Below are 18345 nucleotides of genomic sequence, written 5' to 3' on the forward strand. Positions count from 1 at the left end.
CGTGTTACAATAAGTAACTGGGTGAAGATAAAATGACAAAACAAGAAAAGATAGAAAAAACAATTACTTTTGTAAAACATATTTTAGAAAAAGATTCCAGTGGGCATGATTGGTATCATATTGAGCGTGTACATAAACTGGCGATTTCTTTATCCGAGCAAGAAGGAGGAAATCGTTTTATAATTGAAATGGCAGCATTACTTCACGATGTGGCAGATGAGAAGTTAAATGAAAGTGAAGAAGCAGGAATGAAAAAAGTTTCTGATTGGTTAGAAGAGTTACATGTTGAAGAAGAGGAAAGTAAGCATGTTCTTCATATTATCGCCAATATGTCTTATAAAGGTGGTCATGGCGGTAAAGTGGAGTCAATTGAAGGGAAGATTGTTCAAGATGCAGATCGCTTAGACGCTCTTGGTGCAATTGGAATAGCTCGCACATTTGCGTATGGCGGGGCGAAAGGGAGACTAATGTATGATCCAACTATTCCTCCTCGTGAAGTGATGACGAAAGATGAATATAGAAAAAATAATGACCCATCTTTAAATCATTTTTATGAAAAACTTTTAAAACTAAAAGACTTAATGAATACGAATGCAGCAAAAAAAGAGGCTGAAGTTCGTCATCGTTATATGGAACAGTTTATTGAACAATTTATGAAAGAGTGGAATGCACAAATATGAAAATGTTAACTGTGGAAAACTTATCAAAATCATATGGAGAGAAACCGTTATTTGATGGATTATCATTTAGTATTGCAGAAGGACAACGTGCCGGAATTATCGGTGTAAATGGTACTGGTAAATCAACGTTGTTAAAAATTATTGCAGGGGCAGAAATTCCTGACACAGGTGATATGACTCATTCACGTGGGTATACAATTAGTTATTTATCACAGCAACCAGAGTTTGATGAACAATTAACAGTATTAGAACAAGTCTTCCATGGTGATACACCTTTAATTCGTCTTCTTCGTGATTATGAAAAGGCGCTATTACATATCGAAAAAGATCCAAGTAATGAAAAGGTACAGGAACAATTATTTGCAGTGCAACAACGTATGGACGCAATGAGTGCGTGGGAAGCAAATGCGAATGCAAAATCGTTATTAACGAAACTAGGAATTACGGATTTCACAGCAACTGTTGGAAATTTATCTGGTGGGCAGAAAAAACGTATTGCGATGGCGCAGTGTTTTATTGAAACACCGGATCTATTAATTTTAGATGAGCCTACGAACCATCTTGACCATGAGACAGTTGAGTGGTTAGAGGAATATTTAGCAAGGTACACAGGTGCGGTATTACTTGTAACCCATGATCGTTATTTCTTAGATCGTGTGACGAATCGTATTTTCGAATTAGATAATGGAAAATTGTATAGTTATGAAGGGAATTACAGTACGTTTTTAGAAGCGAAAGCACTTCGTGAAGAACAAGAACTTGCACAAGAATCAAAACGTCAAAACTTATATCGCCGTGAACTAGCTTGGATTCGCCGTGGTGCAAAAGCTCGTTCGACAAAGCAAAAGGCACGTATTCAACGATTTGAAGAGTTAAAAGGTCAAGAAGGTCCAGCTGCAAAACAGTCAGTTGATATTGCGCTTAGCGGTAGTCGCCTTGGAAAAAAAGTACTTGAGTTAAAAGATGTAACGAAAAAATTTGGCGATAAAACAGTATTAAACAACTTCAATCATATCGTGAAACCAGGCGATCGTATCGGAATTATTGGAGCGAATGGAAGCGGGAAATCTTCGCTATTAAATATGCTTGCAGGTAAAATATCTCCTGATAGTGGTGAAATTGAAGTTGGGCAAACAGTAAAAATCGCTTACTATACGCAAGAAAATGAAGAGATGAATTTAAATCAACGTATGATTGAATACATTAAAGAAATCGCGGAAGTCATTCATACGACAGACGGAAAAGTAATTGGTGCGTCTCAAATGTTAGAACGTTTCTTATTCCCACCACATTCACATGGTACACCGCTTGGCAAATTATCTGGCGGTGAAAGAAGACGTTTATACTTATTACGTATATTAATGGGAGAACCGAACGTACTATTACTGGATGAGCCTACGAATGATTTAGATACACAAACATTAACGGTGTTAGAAGATTATTTAGAAGATTTCCCAGGTGTCGTTTTAACTGTATCGCATGACCGTTACTTCTTAGATAAAGTAGTAGATGAATTGTTCATCTTTACGGGAGAAGGAGAAGTGCGCGAATTTCTAGGTAGTTATACTGATTACTTAGAAATGGAAAAAACGAGAGAACTTATTGAGAAAGCGGAAGTGCAGAAAGAGAAAAAAGTGGTAGAAGAAGCACCGAAACAACAACGTAAGCGTAAACTTTCATATAACGAGCAGCGCGAATGGGAAACTATTGAAGATACAATTGCGGAACTTGAAGAAAAGCTAGAATCAATTGGAGAAGAGCTTGCGAATGTTGGTTCTGATTTTACGAAAGCGCAAGAATTGTCTGAAGCACAGCAGAAAACAGAAGAAGAGCTAGAAAAAACGATGGAAAGATGGAGTGAACTATCGGACATTGTTGAAGGATTAAAATAAAAACAAGCTGCATATATTGAAAAGTAAAGAGAAAAACTTTACACTATTGGTAGAACCTATTTTAGGAGGGAAAAAATGAGAACATCTAATCCAATGTTGAAAAAAGAGGCATTCCGTAAAGAAGGAGCAAGTGCTTCTGCGATGACTATTGGCGGAACAGTAGGCAAAACGTTTATTATGCTTATCTTGCTACTTGCAACGTCTGTCTATTCATACATACAGATGATAGAGGGTACGATGAAGATGCCAGTATTAATTGGCGCTTTAATCGTTGCGGCAATCATCGCATTTGCGTCTATGTTCTTCCCACGTATTTCACCTTTTGGTGCACCAATCTATGCAGCAGTAGAAGGGGTTGTGTTAGGTAGTATTTCAGCGGTTTATACAATGAAATTTGGCGATTCCATCGTTTTAAATGCTGTTTTACTAACAATCTCAATTCTATTTGCAATGTTAGTGTTATATGCAACACGTGTAGTAAAAGTAACGGATAAATTCCGTACAGGCGTGATGGCAGCGACACTTGGAATTATGGTTATGTACTTAGTCGTATTTCTACTAAACATGTTTGGTGTAACGGTTCCGTACATTCACCAAGGCGGTACAATCGGTATTATTATTAGTGCAGTTGTTATCGTAGTTGCTGCACTAAACTTATTACTAGATTTCGATTTAATCGAAAATGGTGTACGTAGTCAAGCTCCGAAATATATGGAGTGGTACACTGCAATGGGACTAATGCTTACATTAGTTTGGTTATACTTAGAAATTCTTCGTTTCGTTTCTTACTTTACGAAAAATGACTAATAAAAAATCCTGCATGAAAAATGCAGGATTTTTTTATTTTCAAAGATAAATTGATGATGTGGTATAATATGGATGTTGGTAACTTTAAATTGAAGTGGATGGAATATGATGAAAGAGAAGAAAGGGATTATGAAAAAATTATTTTCTAAAAGTTTTTTCATAGAACTAGATGATGCTTTAACGTATCCATCGGGAGAAGTTATTACTTCAGCTATTGAAAGTTATGCAGCTGAATGTAATGAACAACTTAAATTTGAGAGTAAAGTAAAACCGATAACTTTTTACTTAGAAGAAGTATTGTATCGTGCGGAAATAAAGATGGCTCGTGGAGGATATTACATTTCATGCAGTGAAGTATAATTTTTGAAACCTTACATGTTTAAAATATGTAAGGTTTCTTTTTTTCTTTTATAGCATAAAAAATAATCTTTTTTACTTTAAAATATATTATTTTACGCTTTTTACCCTTCATACATTTTTATTTACAATGAAGAAAAATATGTGAGGTGGTATAACTTATGATGAATCGAGTTGTATTAATCGGTAGATTGACAAAGGAGCCAGAATTATACTACACAAAGCAAGGCGTCGCATATGCACGAGCATGTGTTGCGGTGAATAGAGGATTTCGAAATAGTTTAGGTGAACAACAAGTAGATTTTATTAATTGTGTCGTATGGCGAAAATCGGCTGAGAATGTAACTGAATATTGTAAGAAGGGCTCACTTGTTGGGATTACAGGGCGTATTCAGACGAGTAATTACGATGATGAACAAGGCAAGAGAATATATAGAACTGAAGTTGTGATTGAGAGTATAACCTTTTTGGAGAGAAGGCGGGAGGGGGCATCGTAATAAGAGGGTCTAGTAACATAGCCCTCTATCACTTTTGATTAATACCTTCCCAAACAACATCTAATTGTTGATTGAGAATATTTTTCGCAATGATTTCATTTCCATGTAGTAGCGAATGCGACATTAGTGTATAAAAATAAGTGCTCATAACAGTAGAAGTGATAATATTTATATCCCATTGACTGTTTAATTTTCCTGCCTCTTTCGCTTCTGTAATAATTGAAGACAAACCTTCTTGTAGCTGTTGTATACTTTTTAATTCATTTTCTACTAAGTAGTTTGACTTTATAATCTCAAAGACGGCATGCTTCATTAAATCACCATGTCCAGTAAATCGATCCAGTAAATCGCCTAAAACAAGTTTGATTCTTTCTTTTGGATGTTCCACATTTTCGTAAGTTTTTAAACTTTCATTCCATAGCTCAATTTGAGAATCACCTAAAAATAATAATATGTTTTCCTTTTTCGGAAAGTAGTTGAAGAAAGTGCCCTTCGCTATCCCACATGCAGTAGTAATATCTTGAACCGTTACATTTTCGTACCCGCGTTCTTGAAAGAGCTGTACTGCTTTTAGGAATATAAGTTCCTTTAACTCTTTTTTTCTCGTTTCTCTAAGCATTTTATCTACTCCTAACAAAAACAATTATATCTGTTTAAGAGATAATCTCAAATAGAATCTTACGTCATAATTCTGTTTATAGTTTTCATTATAGTTACATGTTATAAATGAAAACTATATAGTTCATGTGTTTGCTTTTCAGAAACCCATTTTGGCATACGTTTCATTACTTCGTTTCTTACTATAGTTAAAGGTTTACTTTCTATTTGTGCCATTTTTCCAACTTTCCATGCAGTATTTGAGATTTTTTCAATTCTATCTCGTCGTTTTTGTTCGTATTCTAAAAATGCTTGACGATAATGAGCATTATTTTTAATGCATTCAGCCAGAATAATCGCATCTTCAATTGCTTGGCAAGCACCTTGGCCTAAATTCGGAGTAAGTGCATGGGCAGCATCCCCAATGAATACGATGCGTTTGTCAAAAAACTGTTTCATTGGAGTGATGTCTATAATATCACGATGAATCATATCAATGTCCGATGCGTTCTTTAAAATAGATGGGATTGGATTATGGTAAGTTTTGAAATGATTATATAAATCTGTTGTTGTGTAAGCTTTGTATTTTTGATCTCTAGCTTTCGCGTTTATGAGCGCATACCAGTATACTTCGTTGTTAGGAAGAGGGACGATACCAAATCTACCGTTTGTTCCCCAAGTTTCAATAAAATCATTTGTTAAAGAAAGATTATTAGCAGGAGTTACGCCGCGCCAACACGTATATCCTGCATAACGATAATTATCGCCTTGTGTTACTTGCTTTCGAATGACAGAATGAATACCATCAGCCGCAATGAGTATATTACCGAGTGCTTCACTACCATCTTGAAATACTATCTTTAAGGCGCTTGCTTCATTCTGTTCTATTTTTACGCATTCTTTTCCCCACTTGACAGTATCTTCTTTTAGTTCAGAAAGTAGTAATTGGTGTAAATCTTTTCTATGAATGGAGTACATTTTTGGATAGCAAGTTGGAATAATTAACTTATTGAAAGTAGTACCTTTTTCGGATACAAGGTTAAAACCGTCACTTTCGTTGCCGAATTTTTTGATTTTCTTAGAAATGCCGTATAGTTCAAGTGCTTGCATTGCGTTTGGGGCAATGATAATACCTGCACCAGCAACAGTAGGCTCATTGTTTTTATCATATACTTTTACTTCTATTCCTATTTTTTGTAAGGAAATTGCTGCGCAAAGTCCAGCAATACCGCCACCAATAATTATGACATTGTTCATTTGTTATCACTCCACCTTTGAATGACTTTGTTCATAAAATGACCACGGTCATTTTATGAGTTAAGGTTAATCCCTTTTTATGTAATTGTCAATTATACTTTTAACTATAGTTATGGAATGATTAGGTGAAAATAGAATGAATGAAACTTTCCGGCGATGTAGAAAGGTAAATAGTAAAATTAAGCATCCGAGTAGGAGTATAGCGTGATAACATGTTACAATACAGCTAAGAACATGCAATAAAGGAGAGTTATTTACGTGAAGATTAAAGCAATTGAACCGACGCCAAGTCCAAATACAATGAAAGTTATTTTGAATGAAGTATTACCATCAGGAGCACGTAATAATTATACAAATGAAAATAAAGAACAAGCGCCAATGCAAGTGCAAGAAATTTTGAAAATTGAAGGCATTAAAGGTGTATATCATGTAGCTGACTTTTTAGCAGTGGAGCGAAATGCAAAGTATGACTGGAAAGTGTTATTACAACAAGTTCGTGCTGTTTTTGGCGAAGAAGTAGTGGAAGAAAGTGAAGAACAACAACTTGCTCATTTTGGGGAAGTGAAAGTGTTTGTTCAAATGTTCTTTACAATTCCAATGCAAGTAAAGTTAACAGATGGAACGACGGAAGAACGTGTTGGTTTACCTGACCGTTTTAAAGAATCAATTATGAAAGTGCAAATGTCTGCACCAAACGTTGTAAAAGAACGTAAATGGGTGGAACAAAGTACACGTTACGGTAATTTTGAAGAAATCGGGAAAGAAGTAGTAGAAGAGATTGTTGCTGCTTATCCGGAAGAACGTGTAAATGAAACGGTTAAAGAATTATTAAATCAGGCAGGTGCTGTTGAAGTAACGATTCAAAAGCGTGAGCCATATAAAGTAACAGAAGAGATGATGAAAGGTGCTGACTGGAAAAAACGTTTTGCAGCTTTAGAACAAATGGATCCTACTGAAGAAGATATTCCAGTGTTGAAGATGGCGTTAGATGATGAAAAAGTTTCGATTCGCCGTTTAGCAACAGCATATTTAGGTATGGTAAAAGGTGATGAAGTATTACCGTTATTATATAAAGCCTTATTAGATCGCTCTGTAAGTGTTCGTCGTACAGCAGGTGATTGCTTATCAGACGTAGGTGACCCAGCAGCGATGTTCGTTATGATTAAATCTCTGAAAGATCCAAGTAAATTAGTACGATGGCGTGCAGCGATGTTCTTATTTGAACTAGGAGACGAAAGTGCGATTCCAGCATTAAAAGCAGCGCAAGATGATCCAGAGTTTGAAGTAGCAATGCAAGCACGTCTAGCGTTAGAGCGTATTGAAGGCGGAGAAGAAGCAAAAGGTTCTGTATGGAAACAAATGACGGAGTCTCGTAAAGGGGAATAATGTATGATTGTTTTCTATGATAGTTGGTGTCCGATGTGTACGGCGGTTGCAGAACGTACGAAAAAATTAGATAAAAAGGGTAAGGTGAAATTTTTTTCATTTCGAGATGAAGATGTAGTTGAGAAGTATGAACTTTCTCAAGAACTACAAAGTAAGATGGAACAAAGATTGTATATTTTAAAAAATAATAAGTGGTATGACGGCATTCATAGCATATATGTATTAGCAAAGGTCGTTCCATCTTATTGGTTTGCCGTACCTTTTATAAAGCTATCTATCGTACTTGGTTTTGGAAGTAAAGTATACGATTATATCGCTAACAATAGAAAACTTGTCCCAGTTGGACATTGCCGCGAAGGGATTTGTGAAATCCCTACAAAAAAATGAAATCATCGTTATCTTTCTTTTGCACCTATTAATAGAGCGTGATATGATGAATTTGGAATGAAAGTTGAAGGAGAGATTACAAGATGTCAAATGCTTATGAAGAATACATGCGCCAAATGGTAATCCCAATGCGCCAAGAGTTAGTGCGTTCTGGGTTTGAAGAGTTAACTACAGAAGAAGCTGTAACAGAATTTATGGAAAACGTAACAGGTACAACTTTAGTAGTTGTAAACTCTGTTTGTGGTTGTGCAGCTGGTTTAGCACGTCCATCAGCAGGTCAAGCGGTTGTTCGTGCTGAAAAACAACCTGATCATCTTGTAACTGTATTCGCAGGTCAAGATAAAGATGCTACTGCAAAAATGCGTGAATACTTCGGAGAAATTCCTCCGTCTTCACCATCTATGGCATTGTTAAAAGGAAAAGAAGTTGTTCACTTCATTCACCGTCATGAAATTGAAGGTGCAACTATGGACGAAATTATTACGAATTTAGAACAAGCTTTCGAAAAGAATTGCTAAAGAAGGGGGAGAGTAAATCTCCCTCTTTTCTTTATATAGAGGTGAAAAAATGATAGTAACAACAGCAGGAAGAACGAACAAAGAAATGACAGCTTATGCAAACAGGGTAGCAGCAGAATTAAATGCTTCTTTCGTTAAACGTAATGACATACCAGTACATAAGCTGCATGAACAGTATGAACAAGATGTACTTGTCGTAGGGAAGAACCGATTAGCTATTTATCCAAAAGGTACGGAAGAATCGTTTTTCTTTCATCCGAACTCAGCGATGTTTCGTGTGAAAAGGTTAATGCGCGGAGAACATGATCCGTTTGTACAAGCCACGCAATTAGAGAGAGGAATGACAGTGTTAGATTGTACGCTCGGGATGGCATCAGATAGTATTGTAGCTAGTTATATTGTTGGTGAAAGCGGAAAAGTAACAGGACTTGAAGGCAATGAGTATATGGCTTATATTATGGAAAATGGTTTGAAAACATGGTCTTCATCTGTTTCTGAAATTGATGAAGCAATGCAACGAATTGATGTAAAGCAAACGGAGCACTTCGCATTTTTAAAACAATGTGAAGATAATAGCTATGACATCGTTTATCTCGATCCGATGTTTGAAGAAACTGTCATAGAATCTGACGGAATTAAAGGATTAAAACATTTCGCTTTGTATCATGATATTACTGATGAAACAATTGCGGAGGCGAAGCGAGTGGCGAGAAAGCGTGTTGTATTAAAAGATCATTTCCGTAGTTCTAGATTTGAAAAACACAATTTTCACGTATACAAAAGAAAAAGTGCTAAGTTTCACTTTGGTGTAATTGACCCTTGCTAATTGTTTGAAAAGATGTATAATAAGCAATAATTAATTAAATATACTGTCTGTGATGAAGAGAGTAGTCTTTTTTAGAAGGAAAGCGAGCTAGGGATGGTGTGAGCCTAGTGCGGAAGAAAAAGATGAAGCGCACTTCGGAGATGCTTCTTGAACGAATAGTAGAGTAAGCCGAGGCCCCCTGTCCTCGTTATAAACGGGAAAGTGGTTCGTAATGAACAACAAGGGTGGTACCACGGGTTCAAACTCGTCTCTTTTTTAGAGACGAGTTTTTTGTATTTTAAAAATGAAGGAGGTTGTAGCATGGATTATAAAAAGCAGTTTGCAGAAAGTTTATCTAATATTTTTACGAATGAATTAACGCAACAGCAAATTTTAGATTTAATTGAAACACCGAAACAAGATGAATTCGGAGATGCAGCGTTCCCATGCTTTTCATTAGCGAAGCAATATAAAAAAGCACCGGCTATTATTGCAAAGGAAGTTGCACAGAAATTAAGTGATCCGTTTTTTGCGAAAGTAGAGGCTGTTGGTCCTTACGTAAATGTCTTTTTTAATCGTGAAACGGTAAGTGATACAGTATTAAAAACGATTTTAGCGGAGAAAGAAGAGTACGGTCACAATCATTTTGGATATGAAAAAACGGTCGTTATCGATTATTCCTCTCCTAATATCGCAAAGCCATTTTCAATGGGGCATTTACGCTCTACAATGATAGGAAATTCATTGAAACATATCGCTGAAAAATGTGGCTATGAAGTTGTAGGAATTAATTATATTGGAGACTGGGGAACACAGTTTGGAAAGTTAATTACAGCTTATAAAAAATGGGGAAATGAAGCAGTAGTGAAAGAGGATCCAATACGTGAATTATTTAAGTTATATGTTCAATTTCATGAAGAGGTAAAAGACGACGAAGAATTAGAAGAAGAAGGACGCGCTTGGTTTAAGAAATTAGAAGAAGGTGATGAAGAAGCTGTTGAGCTTTGGAATTGGTTCCGCCACGAATCCTTAAAAGAATTTTCTCGTATTTATGAACTTCTCGGTGTGGAATTTACTAATTTTCAAGGAGAAGCTTTTTATAATAATTTAATGGAAGACTTTATTGGGATTTTAGAGGAACATGATTTACTTGAAGAGTCAGAAGGCGCATTAGTCGTTAATTTAGAAGAAGAGGGAATGCCACCTTGCTTAATTAGAAAATCAGATGGTGCGACGATTTATGCAACGCGTGACTTAACAGCAGCGCTATATCGTCAAAACACATTTGGTTTTGATAAAGCGTTATACGTAGTTGGCCCGGAACAAAGTTTACACTTCAATCAATTTTTCACTGTATTAAAAAAGTTGGGCTACACTTGGGTTGACGGCATGGAACATGTACCGTTTGGGTTCATTTTAAAAGATGGTAAGAAAATGTCGACACGTAAAGGAAGAGTTATTTTACTAGAAGAAGTACTTGAGGAAGCAATCGAACTTGCAAAACAAAATATTGAAGAGAAAAATCCGAATTTAAAACAGAAAGAAGAAGTAGCAAAGCAAGTCGGTGTAGGCGCAGTTATCTTCCACGATTTAAAAAATGAGCGTATGCATAATATTGAATTCTCATTAGAAAATATGCTGAAATTTGAAGGGGAAACAGGCCCATATGTACAATACACACATGCACGTGCTTGCTCTATTTTAAGAAAAGAAAGCGTAGAATTTGAAACGTGTACGTTTGCATTAAAAGATGATCATAGCTGGAGCGTTGTAAAATTACTTAATAAATTCCCACAAGTAATTGAAATAGCCTTCAACAAAAATGAACCATCGGTTATTTCGAAATACGTATTAGATGTGGCACAATCGTTTAATAAATATTATGGAAATGTGCGTATATTAAATGAAAACGCCGAAAAAGACAGTAGACTGGCATTAGTGTATGCTGTGACGGTTGTATTAAAAGAGGGGTTACGTTTACTTGGGGTGGAGGCACCTGAGGAGATGTAACATAGTAATAAACTGACAAACTGGGTTTAGTATATAAACCTGGTTTGTTTTTTATTTGGATATATAATTAATTTTCAAAATCAATTAAAATCTTTTTAGAGAGGAGGATTTATATTGATTCGAAATATGATTTTACAAATTCCTTGTCATAGAAAATCAGATAGAAGTTTTCTTAAACTACAAAAATACATACCTTTATGTGCGCGTTGTACAGGCATGCTTATCGGTATATTAATGTTTCCAATTTATTTTTATATAACACTTTCATTTCTTTTTGCAATTATACTATCATTTTCTGCTCAAATTCCGTTACTTATTGATGGATTTACCCAAAAGTGGAAATGGAGAAGTAGCACAAATTTACTAAGAGTAACTACTGGTGTATTAAGCGGTAATGGTATGGGGTTATTTATTTCATCAAGTGTTATTTGGATATTATCTTAAGGTATATAGTAACGGAGGTATTTACATAGATGTTCTGGATTTACTTAATTCTAATTTTTATTTCAGGTGGAAGTGGAATTGGTTTTATGATTCAAAATAAGTATACAGAAGCAATAATAGCTTTTACTATTTGTATACTATTGTTTGGGCTACTGTATTATTATCTTAAGAGAAACAAAAGAAAGAGAAAAGCAGATTGTGGCGATTTAGATTGTACGGATTGTTTTGATTGTGATTGTACTTGTTAAATTTTTCTTCCAAATAAAAAGCTAGTGTATTTTTAATAACACACTAGCTTTTTGCTTTGAAATTTTAAGAAAAGTGTAGGAATACGACTATTATATAGAGAACTTTAGTTTTGTATATAAAAGGAGGCGTTAAACGTTGGAAACGTATGATTGGAACAGTAAACTAACTTATTTAAAAAATACAAGAGATTTATATTACAATGACGATTATGTAAGCTTTTTAGTAAATACAGTTTGGAGAATCACTAAGCCAGTACATATCGTTGATTACGGTTGTGGATATTGGTTATTTAGGCTTAATATTAATGCCATTACTTCCAAAAGGATCAAAGTATACAGGCATTGATAGCGGGGGAACATTAATAGCGGAAGCGAGAGAGTTGTTTCGTTTACTTCCGTATGATTCAGAATTTCTTGAAGGAGATGCTACAGAAATTGAACTGAACGATAAATACGATATAGCAATCTGTCATGCTTTCTTATTACATATGACTACTCCAGAAACAATGCTACAAAAAATGATACATTCAGTTAAAAAGGGCGGAAAAATAATCTGTTTTGAACCACATTGGATATCAAATATGTCTTCATACTTTTTAGATGGGGAGAATCAATCGGAATTTATTAGGTTAGGCACTTTGCAGAAGTTATTTGAAAGTGACACACAGAGAAGCGGAAAAGATGGAAATATTGGTATGAAAATACCGATATATTTAAGTGAATTAGGCGTGGAAAATATTGAATGTAGAGTAAGTGATAAAGTGAACTTTTTAGATTCTAATATGCACCATCATGGTAAAGCGAAGTTGTATCATTCATTAAAGGAAGAGGGGATTGCGGGGAATCCAGGTGATAAACAGCAATTTATAGGACGTTTAATAGACAGAGGATTAACATATGATGATGCGCTAGCTCAATATGAAGCTGAACTACGATTTTTTAAGGCATTTCATCTTCATTCTTCTTTAGTATATGCTCCGAATATGAAAATTACATTTGGTGAAATAGAATGTTGAAAGATAGCAATTTATTAAGGATTGCTACCTTCAATATATGGAACCATGATAGTCTTTGGTTGGAGAGATTGGAAGCTATTTGTGAGGAGATTCGAACTATTTCTCCACATATTCTTGCTCTACAGGAGGTTAGAAGTTGTGTTAATTTGAATTCAAAGAAAAATGTTGCACAGTATATAGCGGGTCAAATAGGGTATCCGTTTGGTATATTTAAGGAGTACCCTGATTCTCCAGATGAAGGCTTAGCCTTTTTAAGTAAAATACCTATTATAGCTGAAGAAGCAATTTGGGAAACTGATATAGAGGAATCAAATTATTGTGCTATTCGAATCACGTTTACATATAAAGGTTGCAAGTTCGGAGTTACGAATGTTCATTTAAATTGGAAATCTAGTAGGATAAGACAAGAACAAATGAACACTGTGAATAATTGGATTGAAAACAGAGCCAGTGATTATGAATTATTATGTGGCGATTTTAATGATGATCCATTTTCAATGGTGCATCAATACTTAATTCGGAAGCATTGGATAGATGTAGCTCAGTTTAAAGAAATCGAAGAGAACATGATAGCTCAACCAACTTTAGATTATAGAAAGAATCCGAATTTAAAAGACGATGTAAAGCAAGAAAAAAGATATGATTGGATTATGATACAAGAAAATGCTGCATTTGAATTTCCTACGATTGAAAACGTATCTATATTTGGGGATTCGGCACTAAATTCAACTGGTATGTTTCCTAGTGATCATTACGGTGTTTTTGTAGATTTGAAATTTAATGAGTGAGAAAAATGTCATCTTTTGTCGGTAAGTCGATATTCACCGTATAATCGCTGATATATTTTAAGAATCGCTGATATATTTGAATTATCGCCGATATAATTTTATGTACTGATTTCAGCTATATAAAAATAAGATCCACATGTTACGTTATTCCATATAATCAAACAAAATACAGAGAAAAACAATCATTTTGACTATATTTTGTTATAAATTTGAATAATATTAAATAATACTATCCATTATAGGAGATTTTAGTTGAATACATACAATATGATGTGTAAAATCTAAGCAAGTAGCAGTATAAATAAATATTCGAGGTGAATACATGCTAGATTTTAAGCAGTTAGATGCTTGTTTGAAAGACAAGAGATTTATAGATGGATTACAGGAAATAAATAATGAAATTTCATATATAAAAGAAAAGAATACTTTATCTTATGTAAAGAATTGGCTTGCTAATATTCCTTCACATAAGGAGTTTGATATATTAATACGTCTTACTGATGAAGGGCTTATGCACCAATACAGTTCATTCCTCATTCGCTATGCCTATAAAAAATTCCCAAATATGAGAACGCTCTCTTTATATTGTGATGAGTTAATTGATGAGCGGAAAATTCTTGAAGCAGAACAGTTGTTAAAAGACTCATTAGAAGAGGTAAATAAAGAAGAAATTGAAGTTGATCTTTTAGCGAAAACATATTTTACTTTAGTACGATGTTTGTTGGAAATGAAACGAAATGAAGAAGCGCTAATCTATATGCAAAAAGCAGAGGAGTACAGTGAACGTGCCGTGTTTGATAAATGGGGATACGTCTATATGCATACAGGTGAATGGGAGAAAGCAGAAGAACAATTTATAGCTGGTATGCAGCATAAAGATTGTGAAGAGTTATCTACCTATTTATTATCACAGTTATATGCGAATAAAGGAGAACAAAAACGTGCATTGCAGCTAATTGATGATGCAATTGTAAAGTTCCCACAAGTACCATATTTTCATTTTGAAAAGATAAAATATGTATTAGATTTAGGGAAGTACGAAGATATGTTATCAGTAATAGATAACATAAATAAACAGCTTCCTTATCATGCGTATAAAGCTTATTTCGTACATTTACGAGCAGAAGCACTGTACAAAATGAATAAACTTGTAGATTTACAACAGTTATTAAAAGAAGAAAAAAGTTTAAAAGGGTCTTTATATCATAATTTAGAAAAAAATCCAGATGGAAAAAAGGTTCACCTGCCGATCGTTCCCATCGTACAAAAGGATAATTATTGTGTGCCGACAAGTTTAGAAATGATGTTGCAATTATGGGGAGAAAAACGTACACAAGATGAAATAGCGGAGTTTATTTTTGATATGACAGGATCCAAGTTTTCAGATACTGTTTCTTATTTAGACGAATTAGGTTATGAATATCGTTATTTTAAAGGTAATGAAGAGAATTATAAGAGACTGATTGATGAAGGAATTCCCGTATTATTAAGTATAGATATTGAACATGCTTCACATGTACAAGTACTAGCTGGATATGATGATACATTGCAGGCCTTTTATGTTCAAGATCCGAACTTTATAGAGCCAGTTATTGTGGAATATAGTAAGTTACAAGAAAAATATCGTTATACAGGTTGTTTAGCAATTACGTTTGTTCCGCAAGAAAAGAAGGAACTACTATCATTTTTAAATGAAGAAGAACATCATTATTTTAAATCTATTTTTTCTTTAACAGATCATTTGGATGAACAAGATAAAGAGGGGATTCATGACTTAGTACAGTTTTTAAAAGGGACGAGTGATAATCCGAATACGTGGTTATATACGGTTAAGCATTTAGATGTTGAAGTAGATAAAGAATTTATTTTATATTGTATAGAAAAGTTAATGGAGAAATTTCCTAACTCAGATTTTGTTAAATTACATGGTGCACAGTGCTTTATTCGCCTGGAAGAGTTAGAAAAAGCCGGGCACATGCTTGCGAGTGTTGAGAAGAAAAATAATCGTGCTTTATATCATTTCATAAACGGAAGGTATGCTTTTGAGCAGGAGAGTTATATAGAAGCGATTTCAAGTTTTCGTTCCTCATTACAATTAGACGCAGATCAGCCGATTGCTTGGAGTTTCCTTGCGTTATCCTATATGTATATCGATCAATCTGATAAGGCATTGCAGTTTTCTCAAGTTGCTTTAGAACGTAGTCCAGAAAGATTTACTTTAACGAATCACGGGTTAATATTAATAGATTTAGAAAGATATGAAGAAGCGTATGAAATCTTTAACGACCTGTTAAGAGAGTATAAAAATGAGGCGCATGTATGGTATGAGCGAGCGAGATGTGCGCATCATTTAGGGAAATTACATTTAGCGATAAAAGGGCTTAAAGTAGCGATTCATTTGGATAGTAATGCACCTTACATTTATACGAAACTTTCGGAAATATACGAATCTGATTTGAAGGATGAGGAAAGTACGAAAGAAATTTTATTAAAAGGTATTGAGAATTGTGATGATAAGGCGCCTCTATATGTAAAACTGGGTGACTATCATTTTCAAAATGATAGCCTGGAAGAAGCAGAATCGTTGTATACTCGTGCTTTAGAAGAAAATCATGATGATGTTTATTCTCACTTCGGACTTACGCAAGTTTATATGGCAAGAGAACAATATAAGGAAGCAAAAGAATATATTCTCGGTATTGAAAAACAAATTGAAAAGAGCCAAGATTTTCTTATGAATGCAGGAATGGTTTTATGGGATGCTGAAGTTGAACTTGGTGGAAGTGAAGAAGGGTTTAAAGTAGCATTGTCTAAGTTAGAGAGTGGTATAAAGCAGAGCGAATATAATGTAGCAAGCGCGTTAGATGAATATGTGAACCGAATTAAAGGAACGGTATTTGTGCAGCGAGGTATAGCATTCTTAAGAACGTTACACAAAGAAAGAAATGAAGTAAGTGAATACGGTTGTTATACAGGTATTTTATATGAATCTATCGGACAGTATGGCCAAGCGATGAAAAGATATAATAAGGCGATAGAACAAAAGGAAACGGCATTACCGTATTACCGAATTGGTGAAACACTTATGGCATTAGGACAATTGACGGAAGCAAAACAGGCATATGAAACATGTTTAGAGCTTGATGGGAATTTCGTCGGTGTACATTTACAGCTTGCGGAAATATATGAAAAAGAAGAAAATCGTTCTAAAGAACAAAGTCATATGGTTCAGGCGATGAAAGAAGAGCCGCTGCATATTAATATGGAATATTTGGCGCAGCTTTCAGTAGAAATGAATCTTCAGGAAGAATTGCTGACTGAACTAGAACAATTAGTGGACGAAGTGCCTGAAACATGGCGATTAGATGCGATTGCATATGTGTATGGAGCGATGGATGAAATAGATAAAGAACAAGTACAGATTGAAGAGGCACTACGATTAGATAGTGAGCATACAGAAGTTTTATATCATTATGCAAAAGTATTATTGAAAAATAGAAATGCAAAAGCAATTGAAATTGCAATGAAGGTTATACAAAAAGATGTAAATAATGAACGTATATTTGATGTATATGTAAAAGCGATAGAACAACATAAGAAATGGTCTAACATACGAGATTTTCTTCACATATTAAAAGTAAAAAAGGCAGAAAGAAGTATGGCGTTTATGTATGCTGCATCTGCAGTTACAGAAAGATGGATTGAACGTCAACAAAATGAACAGCCGAAGAAATCCATATTTACGAGAGCTCTTTATCGTATGAAAAACCGTGCGAAAGAAATTTCGATTATTACTACAATCATTGATTTATATGAAATTTCGTTACAGTTAAATCCGAAAAATAGTATGGCAGCGCAGCGATTTGCACTATTTTATGAGAATGTGGCGATGTATAAAGAGGCGATAGATGTATTGCAAACATCATTAGAAAGTAAATGGGATTACGATGTAGCCAAGCAACTTGTAAATCTTTTCATAGAGTGTGAGGAAGAAGATAGGTTACGGGATGCTGCAGAATTAACGAAGCAAATGGTTCGAGAGTTACCAGATGATTACGATACTCTTCTTCTTCAGGCACAAGTATTCTTTAAAGCAGGAGAAGAAAGAAAAGCAGAAAAGATTACTTTACAATTAACGGAGCAAACACCATTTGTAAGTAGAGCATTTCTTGCTTTAGGAGAAATATATCAAAGTCAAGAGAGGTTTGAAGAGGCAATTCATGTATTAGAAAATGCTTCTATACATCATCCGAATGAAACAGCAATTCTTCTTTCTTTAGCATCTTCATATCATGGTGCTGGCCAAACGATAAAGGCAGAAAAAATAACAAATGAAGTAGTAACAATGGATGCGAGTGATTTGTTAGCAAGATATGATCGTGCTTGTTATTTAGCACAGTTAAACAGGAATGAAGAGGCGAAGGAAGAGCTTGAAATTGTACTTCGTGAGGATGAGTCGGGATTTTTCGCTGAACTTATCGAGGATGATGAAAATTTAGCAGCACTGCGAGAATTTGAAAAGTAATTGTATAAGAATAGTGAAAAAAGGGTATAATTAAATATATATTTCGAATTAGTTGACAATTGGTTACCAAATGGCATAAAATAGCTTTTAACAAAGTATACAAATCTGAAGACGAGAAAGAGTAAAATAGT

The 18345-nt window shown here is 34.6% G+C and carries 16 protein-coding genes, 1 pseudogene and 2 other annotated features (1 of these 19 running past the window's edge); of the genes and pseudogenes, 15 read left to right on the forward strand and 2 right to left on the reverse strand.

Annotated features, from left to right (window positions below):
• Positions 1-32 precede the first annotated feature (32 nt).
• The 5 genes from EGX95_RS09470 (at position 33) to EGX95_RS09490 (ending at position 4233) form a co-directional block, all read left to right on the forward strand.
• A complete protein-coding gene (locus EGX95_RS09470) occupies positions 33-680 on the forward strand; it encodes an HD domain-containing protein (protein ID WP_000165947.1) in 648 nt (215 codons plus the stop codon).
• A complete protein-coding gene (locus EGX95_RS09475) occupies positions 677-2572 on the forward strand; it encodes an ABC-F family ATP-binding cassette domain-containing protein (protein ID WP_000783207.1) in 1896 nt (631 codons plus the stop codon). Before EGX95_RS09470 ends, EGX95_RS09475 begins: the two co-directional genes overlap by 4 nt.
• Before the next feature lie 75 nt (positions 2573-2647).
• Entirely contained in the window at positions 2648-3379 is a 732-nt protein-coding gene (locus EGX95_RS09480; protein ID WP_001260642.1) for a Bax inhibitor-1/YccA family protein, read from the forward strand.
• Between the two features lie 105 nt (positions 3380-3484).
• Positions 3485-3739, forward strand: a complete 255-nt coding sequence (locus EGX95_RS09485) for a DUF4318 domain-containing protein (protein WP_000975123.1) — start codon at positions 3485-3487, stop codon at positions 3737-3739.
• Positions 3740-3897: 158 nt separating this feature from the next.
• Complete coding sequence (locus EGX95_RS09490; RefSeq protein ID WP_000982010.1) at positions 3898-4233, forward strand: single-stranded DNA-binding protein; 336 nt, start codon at positions 3898-3900, stop codon at positions 4231-4233.
• A gap of 28 nt (positions 4234-4261) precedes the next feature.
• On the opposite strand, the gene EGX95_RS09495 is transcribed toward EGX95_RS09490, so the two are convergent.
• Both EGX95_RS09495 and EGX95_RS09500 read right to left on the reverse strand, forming a co-directional pair.
• The gene (locus tag EGX95_RS09495; protein ID WP_000943173.1) at positions 4262-4852 is read right to left on the reverse strand and encodes a TetR/AcrR family transcriptional regulator; all 591 of its coding nucleotides are present in this window, start codon (positions 4850-4852) and stop codon (positions 4262-4264) included.
• Positions 4853-4953: 101 nt separating this feature from the next.
• The gene (locus EGX95_RS09500; protein ID WP_001066845.1) at positions 4954-6087 is read right to left on the reverse strand and encodes an FAD-dependent monooxygenase; all 1134 of its coding nucleotides are present in this window, start codon (positions 6085-6087) and stop codon (positions 4954-4956) included.
• Positions 6088-6345: 258 nt separating this feature from the next.
• Here EGX95_RS09500 and EGX95_RS09505 point away from each other — a divergent pair, with 258 nt between their 5' ends.
• The 10 genes and pseudogenes from EGX95_RS09505 (at position 6346) to EGX95_RS09550 (ending at position 18214) form a co-directional block, all read left to right on the forward strand.
• Positions 6346-7473, forward strand: coding sequence for a conserved virulence factor C family protein (locus EGX95_RS09505; RefSeq protein ID WP_000692573.1), 1128 nt, complete (start codon positions 6346-6348; stop codon positions 7471-7473).
• A 3-nt stretch (positions 7474-7476) separates the two neighbouring features.
• On the forward strand, positions 7477-7860 hold the full coding sequence (locus EGX95_RS09510) for a thiol-disulfide oxidoreductase DCC family protein (RefSeq protein WP_000634897.1): 384 nt from the start codon (positions 7477-7479) through the stop codon (positions 7858-7860).
• 83 nt (positions 7861-7943) lie between these two features.
• Positions 7944-8378, forward strand: coding sequence for a BrxA/BrxB family bacilliredoxin (locus tag EGX95_RS09515; protein WP_000063713.1), 435 nt, complete (start codon positions 7944-7946; stop codon positions 8376-8378).
• 49 nt (positions 8379-8427) lie between these two features.
• Complete coding sequence (locus EGX95_RS09520; protein ID WP_000637441.1) at positions 8428-9204, forward strand: class I SAM-dependent methyltransferase; 777 nt, start codon at positions 8428-8430, stop codon at positions 9202-9204.
• Between the two features lie 40 nt (positions 9205-9244).
• Positions 9245-9459 (forward strand) — a binding site (T-box leader).
• Positions 9460-9504: 45 nt separating this feature from the next.
• The gene (gene argS, locus EGX95_RS09525; protein ID WP_000384854.1) at positions 9505-11193 is read left to right on the forward strand and encodes an arginine--tRNA ligase; all 1689 of its coding nucleotides are present in this window, start codon (positions 9505-9507) and stop codon (positions 11191-11193) included.
• 114 nt (positions 11194-11307) lie between these two features.
• Positions 11308-11637, forward strand: a complete 330-nt coding sequence (locus tag EGX95_RS09530; RefSeq protein ID WP_000620800.1) for a DUF2085 domain-containing protein — start codon at positions 11308-11310, stop codon at positions 11635-11637.
• 29 nt (positions 11638-11666) lie between these two features.
• Positions 11667-11885, forward strand: coding sequence for a hypothetical protein (locus EGX95_RS09535; protein WP_000498599.1), 219 nt, complete (start codon positions 11667-11669; stop codon positions 11883-11885).
• A gap of 136 nt (positions 11886-12021) precedes the next feature.
• A pseudogene (locus EGX95_RS09540) lies at positions 12022-12901 on the forward strand (class I SAM-dependent methyltransferase).
• Complete coding sequence (locus EGX95_RS09545; RefSeq protein ID WP_000910411.1) at positions 12895-13689, forward strand: endonuclease/exonuclease/phosphatase family protein; 795 nt, start codon at positions 12895-12897, stop codon at positions 13687-13689. Before EGX95_RS09540 ends, EGX95_RS09545 begins: the two are co-directional and overlap by 7 nt.
• Before the next feature lie 322 nt (positions 13690-14011).
• Positions 14012-18214: a bacteriocin-processing peptidase family protein gene (locus tag EGX95_RS09550; protein ID WP_063246715.1), complete on the forward strand. Its 4203-nt coding sequence runs from the start codon at positions 14012-14014 to the stop codon at positions 18212-18214.
• Positions 18215-18313: 99 nt separating this feature from the next.
• Positions 18314-18345: a binding site (T-box leader), on the forward strand (it continues 208 nt past the right edge of the window).

It is taken from the genome of Bacillus sp. FDAARGOS_527 (assembly GCF_003812125.1).
Lineage (GTDB): Bacteria > Bacillota > Bacilli > Bacillales > Bacillaceae_G > Bacillus_A > Bacillus_A paranthracis.

Coding starts and splice junctions, on each gene's coding strand:
- EGX95_RS09470 (WP_000165947.1), top strand. CDS start 33: ATGACAAAACAAGAAAAGATAGAAAAAACAATTACTTTTGTAAAACAT.
- EGX95_RS09475 (WP_000783207.1), top strand. CDS start 677: ATGAAAATGTTAACTGTGGAAAACTTATCAAAATCATATGGAGAGAAA.
- EGX95_RS09480 (WP_001260642.1), top strand. CDS start 2,648: ATGAGAACATCTAATCCAATGTTGAAAAAAGAGGCATTCCGTAAAGAA.
- EGX95_RS09485 (WP_000975123.1), top strand. CDS start 3,485: ATGATGAAAGAGAAGAAAGGGATTATGAAAAAATTATTTTCTAAAAGT.
- EGX95_RS09490 (WP_000982010.1), top strand. CDS start 3,898: ATGATGAATCGAGTTGTATTAATCGGTAGATTGACAAAGGAGCCAGAA.
- EGX95_RS09495 (WP_000943173.1), bottom strand. CDS start 4,852: ATGCTTAGAGAAACGAGAAAAAAAGAGTTAAAGGAACTTATATTCCTA.
- EGX95_RS09500 (WP_001066845.1), bottom strand. CDS start 6,087: ATGAACAATGTCATAATTATTGGTGGCGGTATTGCTGGACTTTGCGCA.
- EGX95_RS09510 (WP_000634897.1), top strand. CDS start 7,477: ATGATTGTTTTCTATGATAGTTGGTGTCCGATGTGTACGGCGGTTGCA.
- EGX95_RS09515 (WP_000063713.1), top strand. CDS start 7,944: ATGTCAAATGCTTATGAAGAATACATGCGCCAAATGGTAATCCCAATG.
- EGX95_RS09520 (WP_000637441.1), top strand. CDS start 8,428: ATGATAGTAACAACAGCAGGAAGAACGAACAAAGAAATGACAGCTTAT.
- argS (WP_000384854.1), top strand. CDS start 9,505: ATGGATTATAAAAAGCAGTTTGCAGAAAGTTTATCTAATATTTTTACG.
- EGX95_RS09535 (WP_000498599.1), top strand. CDS start 11,667: ATGTTCTGGATTTACTTAATTCTAATTTTTATTTCAGGTGGAAGTGGA.
- EGX95_RS09545 (WP_000910411.1), top strand. CDS start 12,895: ATGTTGAAAGATAGCAATTTATTAAGGATTGCTACCTTCAATATATGG.
- EGX95_RS09550 (WP_063246715.1), top strand. CDS start 14,012: ATGCTAGATTTTAAGCAGTTAGATGCTTGTTTGAAAGACAAGAGATTT.